A 20441-nucleotide genomic window follows, 5' to 3' on the forward strand; every position below is an offset into this window, starting at 1 on the left:
TGTTTCGGCTGTTGGGGTCGGCCGGCGCCGGCCGGTTTCGGTTCGCGCGGGCCGGTGGGCTCGTCGCGCCGAAGCAGCGCCCGGTGGTCGGTCTCGGCCAGCGGGGCGGCCAGCAGCTCGGCGGGCAGTGACCGCTCGGGCTTGTCGGTGCGGAAGTAGCGGTGCTGCAGGGGCTTGCCGGCGCGCTCCGAGCGGATCAGGCCCAGCATGGTGAGCGCTGTCATCTTCTTGTTCGTCTTGGCCGTGGACAGCCCGAGCAGCGCGGCCAGCGTCCTGTTGTTGATCCCGGGGTGCTCGCGCACGACGGCCAGCACCTCCTTGACGGACAGTGCGCGCGCCCTGGCCAGCAAGAACTCGTCGGCAATGGCCGCGGCGTGGCCGTCGTGGCGAGCGCCGTCGTGCTCGTGGCCGTCGAGGTGGAAGTCGCGTTCGTGGGCGAGCAGCCGGTACCACCAGCCGGCGGGCAGGCGGCCGGCGGCGAGGTGGGCGGCGATCTCGTCCAGCATCGCTCGGGTGATCACCACGACGCCGCGCTCGGCCCAGCCGAACGCCACCAGCCGGCCGGCGAAGGGAACCGCCACGTCGTCGCCGGCGATCAGGACCCGCACCCCGGGCGGGCCGCGCGGCATGCGATGCGGCAGCTCCTCTAGCGGGGTCAGCCGGTTGGCCTGGGCGCGCAACCGGTTGGCGACCCACCGCCGCTGCCAGCGACGCAGCGGCTTGCCCAGCACCACCGCGCCGCCGTCATCGCTGGTGCCCGCTCTCGGCTTGCCGCCCCGCGGACCAGCGCGGACGGTGCGGACCTTGCGAGCCTTGGCGAGCGCCTTGGCGATTTTGTCTTTGGAGCCTGGGCCGAGCTTGTTGGTGGGGGTGCGGAGCAGCACGGCCAGGGTGCGCAGTGCGCGAAGCTCCGCAATGTCCTTGGCGTGGCGGGCCGGGTGGTGCAGTGCCAGCAGCAGCCGCTGGCCGTCCTCGGACAGGAAGTAGACCTTGGCGTTGGCGTTGGCACCGGGGCGGCTGTCGCGGTCGCGGCGCAGCAGGCCCATGTCCTTGGTGAGGGTGCGCACCCGGATGCGCATCGGCCGGACCCCGATGCCGGGCGGGAGCGCGGCCAGCTCCTCGGTGCTCATGCCCTCGGGAGCCGAAGCGACCGCCTCCAGGGTGCCCTGCCACGAGTCGGGGGGCGCCGAGGTGAACGGTTCGGCCAGCGGGTTGTCCGGGATCAGCAGCGCGGCCAGGTCAAGGGCGTCCTCAAGCTGGCGGCGGGCCTGCGAGCCCGGGTCCAGCAGGGCCGGCTTGTTCAGCAGGCCGGTCACGGTGCGCAGCACCCGGTCGCGCGGGTCGCGTGATCGGTATGGCAGGCCGTCCAGCATCGGCAGGAACCGCGCCGCGGGCCCGCTGAGCCGGTACAGGCTTTCTCGGGGGTTGCCACCCGGGCGGGTGTCGGAGACCTGGTCGACCAGCCGGAGCGCGACCAGGCCGGCCAGCCGCTGGCGCAGGTTGGTCAGGCTGGCGCGGGGGGTCCTGTCGAGCAGCTCCGCCGTAGTGGCGCCCTCGGGCAGGGCAGCCAACACGTCGAGGATGCCGCGTAGCGAGTTCGACGACGCCCGCGCGGTGGCCCCGTGCAGCGGGCTGCCCCGGATCTCCCGCACCCTGTCGAGCGCCGAGGCGATCGCGTCGGTGGTCGGCACGTCCGGTTCCAGGCCGGCCGCCTTGTCCAACCAGTAGGCCAGCGCCCGCAACGCCCGCCGGTACCGCGACGTGCGCGGCCCAGGCGGGTTTGCCACGTCGGCGAGCAGCCGGACGGTGTGCGCGGCGAGGCGGTAGCGATAGCCGTGGGCGTATTCGCCGGCCTCGACGTCCTCGTCGGTGATCGGCTCGCGCTCGACCAGCCCCCACCCCACCAAGGTGGCCAGCCGCACGAGCACGGTGGTCTCCGCCAGCTCGGTGCGCCGCGCCAGCTCGGCCGGCGTCACCCCCGACCGGGCAGGGTCGGCGCTTGCCGTTCCGATCGCGGTTAACAGGGCCGACAGGGTATGTCCGGCGTGGGTGGCCCGGTCGGCGGTGTAGGACTCGGGCAGGGGGATCGCTCGGCCGGCCAACGCGGCCAGCACCAGGCCCACGATCCGCTGGCGCTCCTGCTCGTGTCCGGCCCAGCCGTCCTCGGGATGGGCGGCGTCACGCCGGACCGCGTGCCCGCGCTCGTGTTTGGAGATCAGCTCATCCAGGTAGGCGGCCACGTCGGCGGGCAGCGCCCGAATCGCCTCGTCGACGTGTGCGAACCGCACCTCCCACGCCCGGCCGAGCCGGTCGAACACGGTGTAGGCGATCATCTCGCGGCCCAGGTTGGGTAGGCCTTCGCGCTCGAACAGCGGCCGCACCAGCGGCCAGTCCACCAGCAGGAACCCGGGGCCATGCTCGGCGTCGGGAAGCCGGGACAGGATCGGCCGGAACCCGGCGACTACTTTGCGGTGCTCGTCCAGGTCGAACCGGCGAGTGGTCAGCCCGCCGCCAGGTGGGCTGTTCGGCCGCCACTGGTTTCCGTACTTGTCGACCATGGCGCGCAGCCGGCCCAGCCAGATCCGCGCCACGGCCACCCCGGCGCGGGCCTGGTCGGGGGTGGTGCGCGCGGTCGGCAGCAGGTTGCGCAGCGCGGGCAGGTCGTCGATCAGCTCACCGGCGCGTTCCCAGGCGTCCAGCGCGGCCGCCAGGGGGCGGGCCTGGGCCGGGGGCAGCTGGTCGATCAACACCCGCAGGACGGCGGCGGTCCTCGCGGGGGCGGTCACCAGGTCGGCCTGGGTCACCGCCGGCTGCCGCCGGGCCAGCTTCTGGATCGCGGCGGCGAGCCGTTGCGGATCGTGGTCGAAGGTGAGGTGCGCCCGCCAGGCCCGGGGGTCGCCGACCAGCAGCGCGGCGTCCAGCACGGCGTCGAACACCTCGGGGGGGACGCGGTCGCCCCGCTCGGCGGCCCGTACCGCGGCCGAGAGCAGCCGCCCGACGGCGAGGTCGTTCTCCGTGTCCTGGCCAAGGCGGGGGGAGCGGGCGTGCCAGCGGTGCCCCGACTCGATCAGGCGGGCGACGCCGTCGTCATAGTCCTCGGGCTCCAGGCGGGTGTCGCGGCGCGCGCCGAGCTCGCGGGCCGCCGTGTCCAGCCCGATCGCCACCTCGTCGAGCAGCTCGCCGGCCCGTTCCGGGTTCCCGGCGGCCAGCGCCGCGTCGACCAGCTCGAAGAGCTCGTCGACCCAGCCCAGCAGGGTGGCCGGCGGGTGCAGGCCACGGGCCCGGCGGGCGGAGTCGGCCAGCCGCAGCGGCGCCGACGTGGACGCGGTGACCAGGCCGGTGTCCGGGTCGACGTGCTCGACCATCCCGACCACCCGGCCGTCCGCGCCCAGCACCGGGGCGCCGACCGAGGGGTAGTTCAGCTCGGCCCGCACCGTGAGGGTGGCCTCGCCGGCGGCGAGCACCGCAAGCCCCCCGTTCAGCCGCACGGCACCGCCGTCGTGGCCGACGATGGTGACCAGGTCACCGCGCCGGGCCGGCCGGTCGGACAGCCGGACGGTGGCCGCGCCCGCTGCCGGCCCCCGGAACAGCACCAGGCCCGCGCCCGGGTGCCCGCGCAGCCAGCCGAACAGCAGGTCGGCGTGCTCGGCGAGCAGGGCGTGCTCCCCGTGGTCGGAGGGTTCGGTGCGCAGCACCGTGCCGGCCGGTTCGGACCCGATGCGGACCGTGCCCACGTCCCCGGAGGGGCCGAACCCGCCCACCGAGCCGACCCACAGGTCCGGGCCGATCGCCCAGGCGACCCCGCGTTGCGTCCCGTCCGACCAGATCGGCAGCACCGCGCCCGTCCGCAGCGGGTCCGCCGGCGCGCCGGCCGGGGTCTCGCGGGTGTCGATGCCGGTGCTGGTGCCGGCGCCGGTGTCGGTGTCGGTGTTCGGGATGGACAGCGAGTCGGCTCGGCCGCGGACGATCGCCAACTGGCCATCGGTCGCGACGACGAACCGCATCGCGCGGACCGGGTCGGCCCACAGCCAGTCGTCCAGCTCGTCGAGCCGGTCGGTCGCCCGCCGCAGTGCCGTGCGGGCCAGGTCCGGCCGGCCCTCGGCCACCCACCGTTCGGCCAGGTCGACCTCGCGGTCCGCGGCGTCCAGGGCCGGGCGGCGCCGCCACACCTCGTCGGCGTGGCGCAGCCGGGCGGCGAGGGGCTCGGCGCGTTCGTCGTGGCCGCCCAGCAGCGCGCGGCCCTCGATGTGCTCCTCGAACTCGTGGGCCAGCACGTCGCCGAGCAGCTCGTCGTCGAGCTGGGCCGCTCGTTCGCCGGTGAGGTAGATCGTCCGGTCGACCGTGTAGGCGCCGAGCTTGGCCACCGTGTCGCGGCCGTCGCGGTCCGGGTGGCCGTGCTCGCGGTAGTACCCGGTCAGCCGCTCGGCCAGCCGGTCGGCGGGCACGATCGCCAGCTCCGGCGGGCCCCGGGCCGACCAGCCCCACTGCTCCAGCTCCTGGCGAAGCTCCGGGGTCAGCTCCGGCAGCACCGCCGTCAGCGCGTCCTCTTCGATGCCGTCCAACGGCCACAGCGCCACCGGCCCGTTGTGCGACCCACGCTTGCGGACATCGCGTTTCTGCCGGGCCTCGCGTTTCTGCGCCCGCCACACCTCGCCGGTAATGGCGCGGCGTTGCTGGATCTCACGCAGCCGGGCCAGCACCGCGTCGATCTCGTAGTCGCCGAGGCCCCTGACCTCCGAGAGGCGCCTGGCGAGCCGCCGCTGGTCGACCGCGTCCACCAGGTCGAGGACGGCGGTGTCGAGCTTGGCTCCTTGCTGGGCGCGCACGAACGGGGAGTTGATCTCGACGGTGGTCTCCCTGGCGAGACGGTTTCGGCTGGGGAACGCGTCGCCGTTGTCGATGAGCCACAGCCTCCAGGTGCCGTCGGCCCGCTGTTCGCCCCGGAAGTTGTTGTAGCCGGGGCCGTGCCGGTCGGTGGCGCCGATGATGTAGTCGACGACGGCGGCCAGCTGTTGTTCGAACGTCGAGAAGCTGCTGGCCGGCACGTGAGCGCTGGAGCCGTGGATCCAGCGTTGCGCCGAGCCGCCGTCCCACCGGATGGTCAGCGGCACCAGGCCGGCGCCCAGCTCGTCGTCGACGATGTAGCCGGCGATCTCCCTGGCCGCCTCGTTGCCCAGGATCGAGGTGGCCAGCTTGTGGATCGCGATCTCCCGGCCGTGGGCGTCGACCAGCAGGTAGGGGTTGTTCCCGATCGCCCGCCGGGGCATGAGCTGTTGCTGGACGCCCTCGCCGCGCAGCGCGTCGAGCAGCTCGCGCCCGGCCGGGCCGAGGCGCGCCCACGCGCGCATGTCCCACAGCTCGGACAGGAGGTCGGCGGTGTCGCTGTTGTGGGCGCTGTCGCTGGTGGTGTCCCAGCGGCCGTTGAGGTGTCCGCGCTCGTGGCCGACCACCCGCTGCCACCACGCCCTGACCGGCATGCCCAGTGCGTCCAGCTCGGCGAGCTCGCCGGCGCCGTTGCTGAACATCACGAGCAGGTTGCCGCGCCCGGGACGCAGCCAGGCGAACGCGACCAGCCGCTCGGGCAGGTCCTCCAGCCCGACGCGGGCCAGCCACGGACGGGCCCGCTCCGGGTCGAGCAGCAGGACCGGCAGGTCGTCGTCCAGGTAGGGCAGCGGAAGGTCGCCGTCGACGGCGGCGTGCTCTTCCAGCGACGGCAGGACCGAGGCGAACGCCGCGGCGTCGGTCCTGCTCATCCCGTCCTCGGCCAGGCCGCCGCTGCCGCCCGCGACGGTGACGTCCCAGCGGCCGTCCGGCCGGTGTTCGTGCACCCGGATCTGGTGGCCGTGCAGCCGTAGCTCCAGCAGCTCGGCGGGGTGGGCCAGGCGGCGTTGCCCGTCGCGCAGCGGTGGGGGCAGGCCCGGGTCGGCCGGCGGGGCGAGCCGCTGGTAGCCGCTGTCGGGCTGGTAGCCGTTGCGGAAGGAGTCCTGGGCCGCGCGCTGGGCGGCCGTCTGCAGCTGGTTGAGGACCACGCGCGGCAGGCCGTCCGCGACCGCCTCGGCCATCCAGTCCAGTCCGGCGGCCACCTCCGCGCGCAGCCGTTCGTTCGGCATGGCGGCCAGCAGCGGGCCGCGCAGCGCGAGCGCCTGGGAGAGCAGCGCCAGCATGTCCTCGGCGGTGAGCAGCCCGAAGACCGGGAAGTTGCCGGAGATCAACAACCCGGCGTCGTCCGACCGTGACCACGGGGTGTCCAGCATCGCCTTGTCGAAGTCGAACTGGGCGGGCGGTGTCGGCGGATCGGACCGGTCCAGCAGCAGGTTGTGCGGCCTGATCCCGTCCGCGTCCCGCGCGAGGAGCGTCGCGGCCAGCCGCCCGGCCAGGTGCCGGCGCCACGGCCCGAGCTCGTGGAGGCCCGGCTCCCGCCCGGGCAGCTTCTCCTGCGCCACGACCACGTCGCCGGCGCGCACCACGGTCACCGGCTTGGACAGGCCCGGGACCTGGTGCTCGATGTCGCGGTCGGCGATCGCCAGCCAGGTCCTCGGCACCGGGATGCCGAACACGCGCAGGATCCACGAGACCGCCACCCAGGTCACCAGCGCGTGGTGCTCGCTCGGGTGCGCGTGCTTGAGGAACAGGGCGCGGCCGCTGCCGTCACGGGCCCGCAGCACCTTCGGTTTGCCGTCCACCCAGACGCGGCCCTCGATCCCTTCGATAGCCGCGACGTCCAGCAGCTCCAGCGGAAGACCGGCGAAGCTGTCGTCCTCCGCCGGCGGCGGGCCGCGCGGTCCGCTCGACGGCATGCCCAGCAGGATCGGCAGGAACGCGGCGGCGTCCGCGTAGTGGCCGGACCCGGTCATGCCGGCGGCCAGGAACCCGCCGGCGAGCGCGACCAGGGTGCCGCCCCAGCGCCACCACGAGCCCCGCCCGGAACGCTGTGACCGGGGCTGGTGGACCCGGACGTGGTCGAGGGTGGCGGGCAGCGCGAGCTCGCCGGCCGGGGTGGGCAGGGACCGGCGTCCGTCCGCCGGCAGCCGCGCCGAGCCGGACGCGCGGGCCCGGCGGCGCGGGGTGAGCCAGTCGAGGTCCCAGCCGCGCGGGGCGAGCACGGGCATGCGCTCGCGGGTCGCCCTGGACCAGATGTAGTCGCGCAGCGTGGGGCCGAGGTCGAGGTTGCTCGGGCCGTGCACCGGTCCGAGCGGCAGGATCCCGTCCGGGGACAGGAACAGCACGGCGTGGCCGAGCAGCCGGCCGCGTTGCCGCTGTCCCCGTTCGCCGTGGCCGGCCGCCCAGACGCCCAGGACCAGCTGCCTGGGGTGCAGGTAGTCGCCGGTCCGGCCGGCGAGCTCGTCGAGCAGCGCCAGGTCGGTGACCTCGCCGATCACCACGTCCCGGTCGCCGATGCGGGCGTGCTCGTCCGTCGCGGCGAACCGCCGGTGCTCGGCGAACGCGGCGGGGCCGTGGATCGCGCGCAGCTCGCCGTTCCAGGCGTTCCTGGCCAGGGCGTTGGCCGCGGCCCGGCGGTGGCCGTCCCGCAGGTGCTGGTCGAACGAGCGCAGCGCCCGCGCGACGTCGGCCGGGAGCCGGTGCGCCCGGGTGGTGAACAGCTCCCACAGGTCGGAGTCGGCCACCACGCCGAGCCGGTCGGCCAGGATCGTGGTGACGCCCAGCCGAAGCTCGTCCAGCGCGCCGGGCACCGAGTCCAGCTCCCGGTGTTCGTCGCCGCGCAGGGCGAACCAGGTCGGCAGGAGCGCGACGACCTCGTCGAGCAGGTCTTCGCGGGACAGCGCCGGGGCGAGCGAGGCGACGGTGTCGGCCAGCTCGACCCACGCGGACAGCAGCGGCTCCAGGTCCCGGTGATCGGCCGACTCGGGCAGCGCGAGGACCAGCAGGTCGGTCAGCGCGTCGCGCGCGGGCGCCAGGGTCGGATCGGTGACCAGCCGGGCCAGGCCGACCAGGTGCGGTGTGACCAGTCCCGGGGCGGCGAGCCGGGCCCGGGTCAGCTCGTCGAGCGGCCAGGAGCCCTGGGTGGCGGCCAGCACGACCGCGTAGGCCAACCGCGCGCGGGGGTCCGCGCCGGCCAGCCACTCGACCCGTCCGGTCAGCTCGTCCCGGTCGGCGCCGCGCTCGGCCAGCGGGAGGTCCAGGACCTCGACCACCGTGCGCGTCAGCGCGTCCCGCCACGGGTTCCGCGCGTCCAGGGGCGCGTCGGCCAGCTCGCCCAACGCGATCAGCGCGGCGGACCGGTACGCCGGGTCGACCGGCCCCTCGGTCGGGGCGTGGCCGATGACCGCCCAGGCCAGCAGCCGGGAGCGCTCCTCCTGGCGCTCTCCGGACGCCGCGAGCCGCAGGGCGTCGGCCAGGGTCTGCCCGGTCAGGTCGTGGCCGGTGGCCGCGAGCTCGGTGAGCAGGCCGTTGGCGCGGGCGATCAGGTCCCTGGCCTCGGCGGTGAGCGCGTCGAACCGGTCGGCTCTGTCTTCGGCTCTGTCTTCGGCTCTGTCGGTGGTGTCGGCGGGCAGGTCGAGGTCCCGCGCGTTGCGCTCGGCCACCACGTCGTCGAGCAGGCCCAGGGCCACCCGATACGCCGGACCGTCGATCAGCTCCACGTCCCGGCCGGCCTGTTCGATGCCGCCCTCGGCGGCCAGCGCGAGGGCGCGCAGCGTGGGCATCAAGGTCGCCACGGCGTCCGGGTCCAGGCCGGGCAGCGGGTAGTCCGGATCGTCCAGGCCGGCGGCGATCCGGCCGCGCAGCAGGCCGAGCGCCACGTTGGCCGGGATGCCGAGCCCGGCCACGGTGCGCAGGTCGGGCGGCGGCAGCTGCTCGTTGAACTCCCGGGTGAACCTGTTGGTCCGCTCCAACAGCTCGCCGGCCTGGGCGGTCCGGTCGTTCGCGCCCAGCCACCGAGCCCACCCGGCGGCGACCGCGCCCCAGTGCTCCGGGGTGGGCGCGGTGTCCAGCAACGCCGCGACATCGCGCCCGGCGTCGACCCAGGCCGGGACCAGCGTCTCGGCGGCGCGCAGCAGCGCGCGGAAGACCTCGATGCGCTCCCCGCGCCCGGCGCCGAGCACCCAGGCGATCTCGCGGTACTCCCGCAACGCCTCGTCCAGGAAACCGGCGCGGGCCAGCAGGGCGACCCGGTCGGCGCGGGCGGCCAGGTAACCGCGGGTGGCCGCGATCCCCGGGCCGGCCAGCTCCAACCGCTCCAGCTCAGCCAGCAGCAGGCTCAGCTCGCCGAGCACGGCGCGCGCCTGGAGCGTCGCCCGGGCCGCGGCGGTGTCCGGTGCGGGTTCGGGTCGCAGCAGCGTCAGCAGCGCGGCCGGCGGTGGCAGCGGCATCCGCTGGACCTCGTGCTCGGCCAGCCCGCGCAGCCGGGCCAGCTCGCGGTCGGCCAGCAGCGCCCGCTCGGCCTCGCCGAGCAGCGGCATGTTGGCCAGCACCCCGGCGTCGACGAACACCGCCAGCCGACCGCGCGCGTTCGGGTCGGGCGCCACGAACAGCACCACCGCGAACGGCTGGTCGCCCAGCTCGCGGTTCAACCCGGTTACCGCATACAGCCGGGGCCGGTAGTCGTGCCCGGCCCACACCCGCCTCGGGTCCACCAGCCGGTGGGCCGGGTGCCCGGGAGGAACCTCGCGGGTGTGGGCGCGCAGCCTGGCCAGCGCCGCGCGCACCCGCCGGTTCTGCAGCCGGCCCAGGCGCGTTCCGGCGCCGGTGTCCCGCGCGACGGCAACCGCCCCACCCGCCGGGCCGCCGGTGTCGGTGGCCCGGCGGGCCGTCGCGGCGGCGTGCAGCCCCTCCAGCGCGGCCCGGGCGGCGTCGGCGCGCTCGGTGAACACGCGGAACGGCTCGGTGCCTGGCGCGGTGAGGAGCAGCTCGCCGACGTGGTCGAGGAACTGGGTGGGGCGGGCGGCGAGGACGTCCAGCGCCGCCCGTGAGTTGGCGTCCAGCCCGGCGGCGAGCTCGTCGATGAGCCGCTCGACGCTGGTGAGAGATCCGTCGAGGGCGCGTGCGAGCCCCGCCGGTGACGGGCCGGGCGTGCCGAACCGGTTTCGCTTCGGCAGCGGCGGCACCGGGCGGCCCGCCTCGCCGGTGACCCGATCGCCGAACCCGGTGCTCAGGTCCGGCGCGATGCCGTAGAGGCGGCCGGCTCGCCCGCCGACGACGGTCACCACGACCCTGCCGTGGGCGTCGAAGCCGGGCGCGCCGGACACGCCGCCGCCGAGGGCCACGAGGGACTCGACCAGCCCACGCCGCTCGGCCAGGGCCGGGGCCTGGGTGATCAGGCCGATGCCCTCGGGGTAGCCGATGACGGTGATCGGCTCGCCCGGTTCGACGGGTTCGGTCCGCGTCGGCACGGCGGGGCGCTCCAGCCCCCACACGCTGAACTCGGCCAGGTCCAGCGTCGGCAGCCGGTCGCCCTTCGGGTCGCGTTCGAGGGAGTTCTGGGCGTCGGCGGCCCGTTCGGACAGGTCGCCGTAGCCGGCCAGCGGCAGGGCGCGGACGTCGGTGATGGTCAGCCCGTCGACCGTGTGGCCGGCGGTGAACAGCTCGGCGACGTGGTAGGCGGTGCGGACCCTGGCCGGGCGGGAGTCGGTGGCCGCTTCGACCACCCACCCGGTGCCGATCACCTGACCGAGCGGGTCGCGGATGGCGACCACCCCGCGCCGGGCCTCGGCGAGCGCGTCGGAGTGCGCCAGCCCGGTCGGGGCGTCCTCGGCGACCGGGTGGAACCCGACCAGCAGATGCCGCCCGGGTTCGATCTCCCAGGTGACCAGCTCCATGTCCCTGGTCCAGGCGCCGCCCTGCCACGTCAGCGTCGCGACCGGCCGGTCGAACCTGACCCGGGCGGCCCGCACGCCGCCGGCTTCGCCGAGCGCGGTCGGGGTGAGCCGGGCCGCGGCGGCCACCAGCTCCAGCAGTCGGGCCGGCCGCTCGCTCTCGTCCAGCCGAGGGGGCAGCCACGAGAACGCGCTGGCCACCAGCGAGCTCACCGCGTTCGCCGCCGGCGACAACGGGTCCCTGCCGTCCAGGCTCAGCTGCTCACCGGTCAACACCACCTCGCCGAACGAGGTGGGCAGCCGCCACACCGGGCGCCCGTCGGCATCCCGGTCCGGCACGAAACCGAACCGGTCCGACCCCGACGCCGGGTCGATGCCGAACGCGCGGGCGAACTCCACCCGCTGCGCCAGCCGCCGGGCCGCCTCCGGGCTCCCGGCCTGGTCGAGCAGCTCCCAGATGTCCGACGCCAGCCGCCCGGCGGCGACGTGCCTGTCCAGCTCGGCGCGGGTGGCGGCCACCGCGCCGCCGCCGTCGCCGGTGCCCTTGCGGCCACGCTCGCCGGTGCCGCCGTGCAGCCGGCGGAACGCGAACTCGGCGATCCGGGCGGCGATGCCGTTCATGCCGTTCACGCCGTTGCCGCCCCACCGGGCGTTCGTGCCCTCCGGCACGTCGTCGTAGTAGGGGGACAGCCGATACGACATCGGGGCCTGCCGGGTGGGCCGCCACTGCTCCAGCAGCTCCCGCCAGGCGTCGAACAGCCGTTGTAGCCGCTCCCGCTCGCCCGGGGGCGCCTGCGCGAGCCGCACGGCGAGGTGCAGCGCGCGCCCGAGGTGGCCATCGGCGAGGAACGCGTTGCGCTCCATCTGCCGGTGTGAGGCCGTCAGGTCGACCACGTGCACCCACTCGTGCACCAGGACGCGGGCCGCGGCGATGACCCGCTCGTTGCGCCGCACGTTCTGCCGCGAGGGGAACCGGAAGGTGGACTCGCGCAGGTACATCACGCGGCGGTGGACGAACGCCTGAGGCGGGCCCTTGCGCCGCTTCTTGTGCGACGTGCGCCAGGCCTGGTGGAACGCGCGGTCGGGCAGGATCCGCACCTCGACCTCGGCCTTTCCGGCGTGCAGGGTCCCGGCGACACCGGTCCGCACCAGCAGCCCGTAGGCCTCGGTGAGGCCGGCGCGGACCCGTTCGTCGAGGCCGTCCCAGGCCTCGATGCGGAACGGGATGCGCGGGTCGCCGGTGAGCTCCATCCGGCGCAGCCGCGTCTCCAGGCGCGCCACCTCGGCTTCGAGGGCGTTGATGCGCTGCTCGAGCCCGCGCGGATCGGTGGCTCCGAAACGCTCCTGGCGCAGCCGCGCCAGCCGCTTCTCGGCCTTCCGGAGCGCGACGCCGGTGTCGGCGTGGTCGGTGCTGGCCCCCATGGCCGCGTGCAGCGCCGTGCGCACCGAGGGCGCGGCGGCGGACGAGCTCAGGTGCATGCCGACCCGCCCGGTGACCCAGAGGGCGACCGCCGAGGCCACCCCGATCGCCAGGTCGGGGAGGACCGGCGTCATGAGCTCCTGGAGGACCGGCGCCAGCACCGCCGTCGCCACCAGCGTCCCCACCGCCGTCGTGACGCCGACGAACGCGGCGACCGCCCCGATCCCGTGCGCGACGGACCTGAGGTCGTGACCGAAGGCGCGGTCGAGCCACCCCGACAGCCGGCCGGCCCAGCCCGGGGCGGGCGCCTCGACGACCGGGCGCAGCGGGGACAGGTCCGGCCGGTCCAGCTCCCGGGACCACCGCCCGGCCGAGGGCGTGGCGATGCCTTGCTGGGTGGCGAGCGTGGTCAGCAGCAGGTCGGTGAGGTCGCCGGGGGCCAGCACCCCCGCGCGCAGCGCGGCCAGCGTGCGGGTGTCGGTGTAGGCGGTGCCGTCGTCGTGGACGTAGAAGACCACGCCGGCCGGCCCGCCCCCGCGCACGATGTCGCGGTTGAAGTCGTCCACCGCGACCAGGCCCTGGTTGCGCGCCAGGTCGACGTGCTCGCGCAGCAGCCCGCCGAAGCCGACCAGCCGCCCCGGCGGGAGGAACTCCGCGGCCCCGGCCGGCATGGCGCGCTCGGCCACCGATGCGATCACTCGGCGCTGGCGGGCGGTGGTCGTCCCGTAGTCGACGAGGACGACCGCCCCGTGCGTCACCGGCGGCCCTCGGTTGCCCCAGGCCCTGGCCACGAACCGGACGGCCTTGGTGAGCCAGCCGCCGGCGCGGGCGGACGGCTCGGTGCGCCGCCACACGGTGGTGTGGTGGTCGGTGGCCAGGTAGATCCAGTTCAGCTCGGGGTGGGCGGCGCCGAGGTGGGCGGCGAGCGCGTCGAGGTCGGTGTGGGTGAGGTCGTCGGAGCGGATCCAGAGGGCGAGCCGGCCGAGCGTGGACAGCTCGCCGGCCAGCCAGGTGGCCCGGTCGGCCAGGTTCTCGGCGGGGCGGCCCTCGAGGGCGCCGAGCAGGGTGGGGAAACCGTCGGCCATGACCATCTCGGGCTGGACGACGGTGACCTCGATGCCCGCGCCGGCCAGCAGCTCGGCGAGGTGGGCCAGCGGGTCGGCCGACGTGGTGGCGGGCCGGGTCGCCGCGCCGGGCGGTGGCCGCAGGCCGGGCAGCTCCAGCAGGGCGGCGCGCAGCCGCTCGGGGTCGGTGGGGTGCACGTTCGGCTCCCACGGGTGGGTGCGGCCGGCCGCGACGTCGGCGGTGGGCAGGCTGATCTCCCAGCGGCCCTCGCCCCACAGGCCCGGGCGCCAGCCGTGGACCCACACCGGGATGCCGGCCTCGACCAGCGCGTGCAGCACCGTCGGGGTGGCCAGCCGCAGGCGGGTGGGCACCGTGGGGGTGTGGCCGGTGGTGGGGCCGGCGTGCGGCGGTGGGGTGTTCGGCCGGTCCTGGGGGAACCGTTCGGACCAGGCTCGTCGGGCGCTGTCCAGGTCGGTCAGCAGCGCTGTGGGGAGCTGGCGGGTCGTGACCACCCGGGCGATCCAGTCCAGGCGGGCGGTCATCATGCGGTGCAGGTCGCCGGCCGGGACCAGGGCCAGGATCTGGTCGCGCAGCCGGTGGACGTGGTCGAACTGGGCCAGGAGGTCGGCCTCGGTGAGCCGGCCGTAGACGGCGCGGGCGAGCTGTTCCATCTCGCCGGCCGAGTCGGGGATGCGGAAGCCGTCCTCGGGCAGGCCGGGGCCGTTGGGCAGGGCGGTGTCGAAGTCGACGCGGTAGAGCAGGCCGTCGCGCAGCTTGAGGTTGTCCCGCTTGGCGCGCAGGCCGTCCCAGTCGCGCAGCAGCGCGGTGATGACGAACTCGGCGGCGAGCGCGGCGCGGTGCTCCTCGCTGTCCAGGCCGGGGGTCTCGCCCGGGATGTACTCGGCGAGCTCCAGCACGTCCCCGGCGTCGATCACGATCTTGGCGTCCGGGTCGGACGGGTCGCGGTCGTAGACGTCCTCGACGGCCACGGCGAACCGCACCGTCGAGGCGGGCACCCCGACCAGCCGGTAGATCGTCGCGGCCAACGCGGCCCTGACCACCGTGCCCGGGTCGTGGTCCCACTGCTTGGCCACCAGCCGGGTGCCGCCCTGGGACAGCTCCATCACCTTCGGCCGGCCACCGCGCACCGTCTTGGCCGGGCCTCCCAGCGACCGGACGAACCGCACGCCGCGCAACGGGTGCGCCGGCAGCCCGGCCGGCGTCGGCGCCTCGTCGGCCTCGTGGGCCTCGTCGCCGGCGTGGCGCCACACCGCCCGCTCGTCCCAGTCCGGGTGCCGCCAGTGGATCAGCTCGTGGTCCTCCAGCGCCTGGCGGACCTGGGGCGGGAGCCGGCGGAGCTGGGAGAACAGCTCCTGGTCCGCGACCACCCAGGCGCGCTCCCGGTCCAGGAAGTACACCACCCGCACCGCCAGCAGCCCGCGCTCGGCGAGCAACCCGGCCAGCACCTCGTTGAACCGGGTGCCGAGCGCGAACCCGAGCCCCTCGGCCGCCCACCGCCCGCGCGGGCTGGCGTCCATGACCGCGCCCCGCCGGGCCCGGCGCAGCCCGCCGCCGGCCTCCACCGCCCGCGCCGCGTCGTGCACCGCCGCCAACACCCCGGCCATCTCCGGCGCGTGCGGGTCGACGAACTCGCCGCGATCGTCCAGCGCCGCCAGGTGGCCGGCGGGCACATGACCGCCGTGCCGGACCCGATAGTGGTCGCCCACCCGCGCCGACCACAGCGGCCCTCGGAAGTGGCGGCGGGCCTCGGCGAGGATGGCCGCCGCGTCGGCGTTCCAGTGGTGGTGGACCAGCGCGAGGCGGCGCACGCCCGCGGCCCTGGCGGTCGCCGCCGCCGTGCGGCCGGACAGGTGCAGCCCGCCGAGCTCGGCCGAGGCCAGGGAGAAGGAGTTGAACAGCGCCAGGTCGGCGTCCTGGGCGGCCTCGACCAGGGCGCCGGTGTGCCCGGTGTCGCCGGAGTAGGCGAGGGTGCCCGCGCCCGGCGGCCCGGCCACGCGCAGCGCGTAGGCGTCCATCCCCAGGTGGTCGACCGCGAACGGCGTCACCGCCAGGTCCGCGACCCGCACGGTCCGGCCGTGACCCAGCTCGACGAGGTCGAACAGGTCGTCAACGGTCTCGGCGGTCTCGGCCGGGCGGTTCCGGTCGGGGTGGGGGCCGGTGGTCACGGCCATGCCGGCGATGTCGACCCGGGTGCCCTCGCCGATCGTGTGGAACTCGAAGGCCTGGTCGATCCCGACGGGGTAGCCCCGGTCCCGGCTGCGCGCCCGGACCTCGCCGGCCAGCCCCGCCGGCCCGTAGACCGGGATCCGGTTCGCCGCCACCGGCGCCGCGGCGCCGGTGCGGTCCTTGGGGTAGAGCCGGTTCTGGCCCAGGAACAGCAGCCCGGCGATGTCCTCGTCGCGCAGGCTCGGCACCACGACCGCCGCGAGCCCGTCCCGCAGCCCGAGCCCGCCCAGCCAGGCATCCGCCTGCGGCCCGGCCCCGACCAGCACATGCGAGCCGTTCGCCGAGTACAGCGCCCCCGCGCGGTCCCGGGTGGAGACCCGCCCGGCGCCCAGGACCGTGACGGCCAGCGCGGGTGACGCCTCGTTGCCCAGCCTGCGGGCCAGCTCGTCGCGCAGCGCCGCCGGCCCATACACCCGCAACCGGCCACCCGAGATCTGACCGGCCCTGGCCAGCTCGACCAGCTCCGCGAAGTGGTCGTCGTGCAGGTGGGTGATGAACACCGCGTCCGGCGACCCCAGCCCGAGACCCGCCAGCCCCTGGGCCGCCCCGACCCCGGCGTCGAGCAGCACCATGCCCCCCGGGGTGCGCACCAGGTAGCTCGACGTCCCCACCAGGGCGCCGTCCCGGAACACCGGCGCGCTCCCGGAGACGCCCAGCACGTCCACCGTCATCGACGGGGTCGCCCCGTCCAGCGCGTCGATGATCTGGTGGGCGTCCTCGTCGTGGGTCAGGCCACGCCGGTTGCGGGCGTGTTCGTTGCCCTGGCGGTGGAAGAAGTCCTCGTGGTCGAGCAGCCGGCCCAGCAGCCCGGACCGGCGCAGCCGGGTCAGGGTCGGGGTGAAGATCACGACGGCGTCGCGGTCGGCCCAGTAGTAGCCGGCCAGCCGCGACGGCATCCGCCACAGCCCGGTGACCAGCAGCAGCGCCCGCACCGGCCAGCTCAGCGGGATCTCCAGGATCGGTGGGCCGCGCGGCCGGGCCGGGTCGTACCGCGCCTGGACGCCCCGCGCGAGCCACGGCAGCACCCGTTCCCACCAGGCCCGCAGCCAGCCCGGCCAGTGCCCCTTGATCACCGGGCCGCTGTGGCTGTGGAGGCGGAGGTGGCGCAGCGCGTCGTCCATCCCCGGCATGGCGGGCAGCGAGTTCCAGGCCGACCGCCACCGCCGGTAGTCCGCCAGGTAGGCGCGGACGAACTCGGCGAAGCTCTCCGCCGTGATCGAGTCGGGTCGGCCCGGTTCGTAGCGGTCCATGGCCGCGCGGAGCATCGCCGTCGACCTCGGTTCGCCGTGGTTCATGGCGGCGGCCGCGCGCAGGTCCGCCAGCCGGTGCGCGATGACCCCCGCCCAGTAGGAGCTGTGCCCCAGGACGTCGGCCATGGCCCCGTCCGCCCAGAACGAGCTGGACCCGTCCCGGTAGCCCCGGCTGGAGCGGAAGGCCTCGTCCGCGAGGACGTCGCCGAACTCCTCGGCGGCCGCCCGCGCGGGGTCGCCGTCCCCGAAGGAGTACTGCAGTGCCGTGCCGGCGAACGTCAGCGAGTGTCGGTGATAGGCGTCGAGGGCGAAAAGGATGTCCTCGCCGCCCACCTCGGCGAAGAAGCCGTGGTCGGCGTCGACGGCCACCCCCATCGCCCCGCCGGAGAAGTTGAAGAACTCCAGGTCCGAACGGACCTCGTACCTGCGCAGGATCCGACCCGACACCGAGTAGTCGCGGGAGTACGTCACCGACAGGCCCGCGACCGACTCCCGGTCGAGCGCGGCACCGAGCGCGTCCAGCTGGTCGGGGTGCACGACGATGTCGTCGTCCAGGAAGACGATCTTCTTCCAGTCCAGCATCTTCGCCAGCAGCAGGCCGATGTTGCGTTTGCGGCTGACGTCGGTCGTCCTGGCGAAGCTCGCGGCGGGATGCCGTGAGGTTTCGAACTCCAGCAGCTCGTGCCGGTAGTCGTTCGGGACGTCGATCCCGATCCAGGCCAGGTTGTCGTACTGGGCCGCCACGGCGGCGATGTCCCGGGACGAGCTGTCCCCGCTGCTCAGCGTGACGACCAGCGTGCCGGTCGCCGCGCCCAGCTGGAAGACGTTGTGCAGCCACGACGCGGAGCGACCGGTGGGCACCACTATCGCGTCGATGCCGTCGGAGGCGCGGCCCGGCTCGGGGAGGCCGAACGCGTCGCGCAGCACGACGTCGTACACGCGCAGCACATGGGGGGTGGGCCAGCCGTTGAGGAACAGGACGAACCAGTCGCGCGCCGGGTGCTGGTGGAGCTCGGCCAGCCGGGCAGCGGCCCTCGGGTCCAGCCGGTAGCGCCCGTCCTCGGCCGGTACCAGCACCCCGAGCCCGACCAGGGCGTGCAGCCGGGCCGACAGGTCCTCACGGGCACCGCGGAACTCGCGGTCCAGCTCGTCGAGCCCGACACCGCCCTCGGCGCGCCCGATCGAGGCCAGCACCGCGCCCAGGGTCGGCGCCCGGCCCAGCATGGCGGCGAGCTCGTCGGCGAGGTCCCTGGTGCGCGGGTCGCGCCGAATCTTGTCCAGCACCTCCTCCAGCTCGGGCAGCGGCCGTGGCGCCGGCCGCGACCGTTTCGCCTGGTCAGCGGCCTCGCGCTCGCGCTCCCGCTCTTCCACGAAGCCGGCGCGACGGGCGGCGCGGCGGAGGATGAACATGTCCTCGGTGGTGAGCTCGGCGGCGGCCGGGCGGGCCAGCACCGCCCTGGCCTGGGTCAACAGCTCGACCAGGGCCAGGTCGTGGAGGGTCCGGCCGGTGTCCAGCAGCGGCAGCAGGACACGGCCCAGCTCGCCCGGCCGGTGCGCGTCGTCCGCGTCGTCGGCGCCGTCCGCGTCGTCCGCCAGGCGCTCCGCGACCAGCAGCTCCAGCATCGCCGCCGCCTCGGACTCCGGCACGCCGAGGGCCTCGGCCAGGGTCGCCGCGCTCGCGCCGCCCCGCTCGGCCAGGACGCCCAGCACCCGCAGCCGGCTGGGGCGATCGGTGGGCCGGGGCGCGGCGGGCCTCGGCGCGGGGTAGCCGCGTTCGGCGAGCTTCTTGTCGATCATCTTGGCGTCCACCCGGTGGCCTCGGCCGCTTCGGGTGGTCTCGTTCTTGCGGTGGAAGACGTCCTCGTGGTCCATCACGTCCTCGAGCAGCCCGGTCTCGATCAGGATGTCGAGCATCGGCTCGATGACCACCACGACATCGCGCTCGGCCCAGTAGTAGGCGACCAGCAGCCCTACCAGCTCGCCGATCTCGGCGTCGCGGAACGCCCCGAGCACCCGTTCGTCCAGCGGCAGGCTGACGATCCACTGCTCGCCGCGGTACCGGTGCCAGGTCGCGCCGTGATAGTCGATCAGCTCGGCCAGGACCTTCGGCAGCCTCAGCCGCTCGCGTTGGGTCAGGTGGTAGCCCGGGCGCCGGACCACCGCGCCGCTGTGCCCGGTGGTGGTGGCGCCGGTGTTGACCTCGATGACGATCGCCGTCTTGTTGCCGCTGCCCCGGGCGCGCACCTGGTCGATGAGCCCGTCGGCCGCGGCGGCGGGGTCGCTCGCGGCGGTGACCACGGCACCGAGGCCGGCCTCGTCGGGGTAGAAGTCGTGCAGCTCGTCGGTGGTCAGCACGATGCGGGCCGGGCCGGTGATCTGGCGGGTGTCGGTGCCCGGCGCGAAGGCGGCGTCGCGGCCGATCCAGCGGGTGACGTACTGGACCGGTTCGTTGGCCGGGGTGGCCTCGGCGGTGGTGGCCGCGCTCCAGGTGTGGTCGTCGGTGACCTGCTCGGTGCCGGTGGCATCTACGGCGTAGGCGCGGCTGTCGCCGACCCAGATGAACGACGCCTCGCTGCTGTCCGGGCCGGTCGGGGTCACGATGACCAGCAGGAACGTGCTGGTGGTGGCGCCGGGGGCGGTCGCGGCGGCGGCAGCGGCGAAGGCCAGCCGGGCCAGCCGCCGCCCCGGCGTGTCAGGGTCGGCGGCGAGCGCGTCGGCGACCGAGGCCATGGCGGCCTCGACCGCCACCCGCGAGGACGGGGCCGGCGCCTCGGCGTAGCCCTGCTGGTCGGCCACCGCGGCGACGACCCGCCCGTTCGGGCCTCGGATCACGGCCATCGCGTCGAAGTTGCGGTTCTCCGGGTGGCCGGGGTCGCTGCGCCCGGCCACTCCGGGCAGCTCGAACCCGACCCGGCCGGCCCCCGGGGCGGACAGCTGGTCGGCGGGCTGGGTGCCGGAGGCGACCGTCCCGCCGGGCCCCGGCCGGGCCGGCACCAGCGTCAACCGGACCGGCCCCGGCGCGATCGCCGGCAGGGCCGAGCCGGGACCCTCCTCGATCTCGGCCCGCCGGCTCTGGTTGGTGTTGATCGCGGCGATCAGCCGGTTGCCCAGCCGGCGCTGGTGGGCCAGCCGCAACCGCAGCCCGAACAGCGTCGGGGCCACCGAGCTCCGCACGTGTCTCGTGCCCAGCGGGTCCAGCCCGGCCGAGGCGATGGCGGCGTTGAGCGCCCGGATCCGGTCCTCGGTGCGGGCGATCTTCACCCGGACCTCCGCCAGCTGGGTCCGCTGCGCGGTGATGGTGGTGTCGAGCTGGAGCAGCCCGCGCCGGCGCAGCTTGTCGTGGTACGCGGCCTGCCGTTCGGCCATGGCGCCCCGCCAGATCGGGCTCCACTCGGTGTTCGGGTCGCGGCGCAGCAGCCACGGCAGCAGCCTGGCGATCCGGGCGCCGAGCTTGGGCCCGATGTCGTTGACCATGTGCAGGCTGTGGGTGTCGGCGCCGTTGTCGCTGTAGGTGAGCTTCTGCAGCGAGGCGCGGTACTCGACGAAGTTGGGCAGCTGGGTGTGGGGGATGGGCGACCAGCGCGGTCCGATGCCGATGCCGAACTGGGTTTGGGAGATGAAGTTCCAGGGTTTGCCGTTGAGCGGTTTGAGGTCGTGGACGCGGATCCAGTTCCAGAACCGGGCGGC

General features: G+C 75.3%; 1 protein-coding gene. It reads right to left on the reverse strand.

From position 1 onward, the window contains the following. Window positions 1-20441 (reverse strand): MBL fold metallo-hydrolase (locus N912_RS59305; protein ID WP_037070320.1); only part of this gene is annotated, 20441 nt, incomplete at both ends.

This window comes from Actinospineispora acaciae DSM 45401, assembly GCF_000620785.1.
GTDB lineage: Bacteria > Actinomycetota > Actinomycetes > Mycobacteriales > Pseudonocardiaceae > Pseudonocardia > Pseudonocardia acaciae.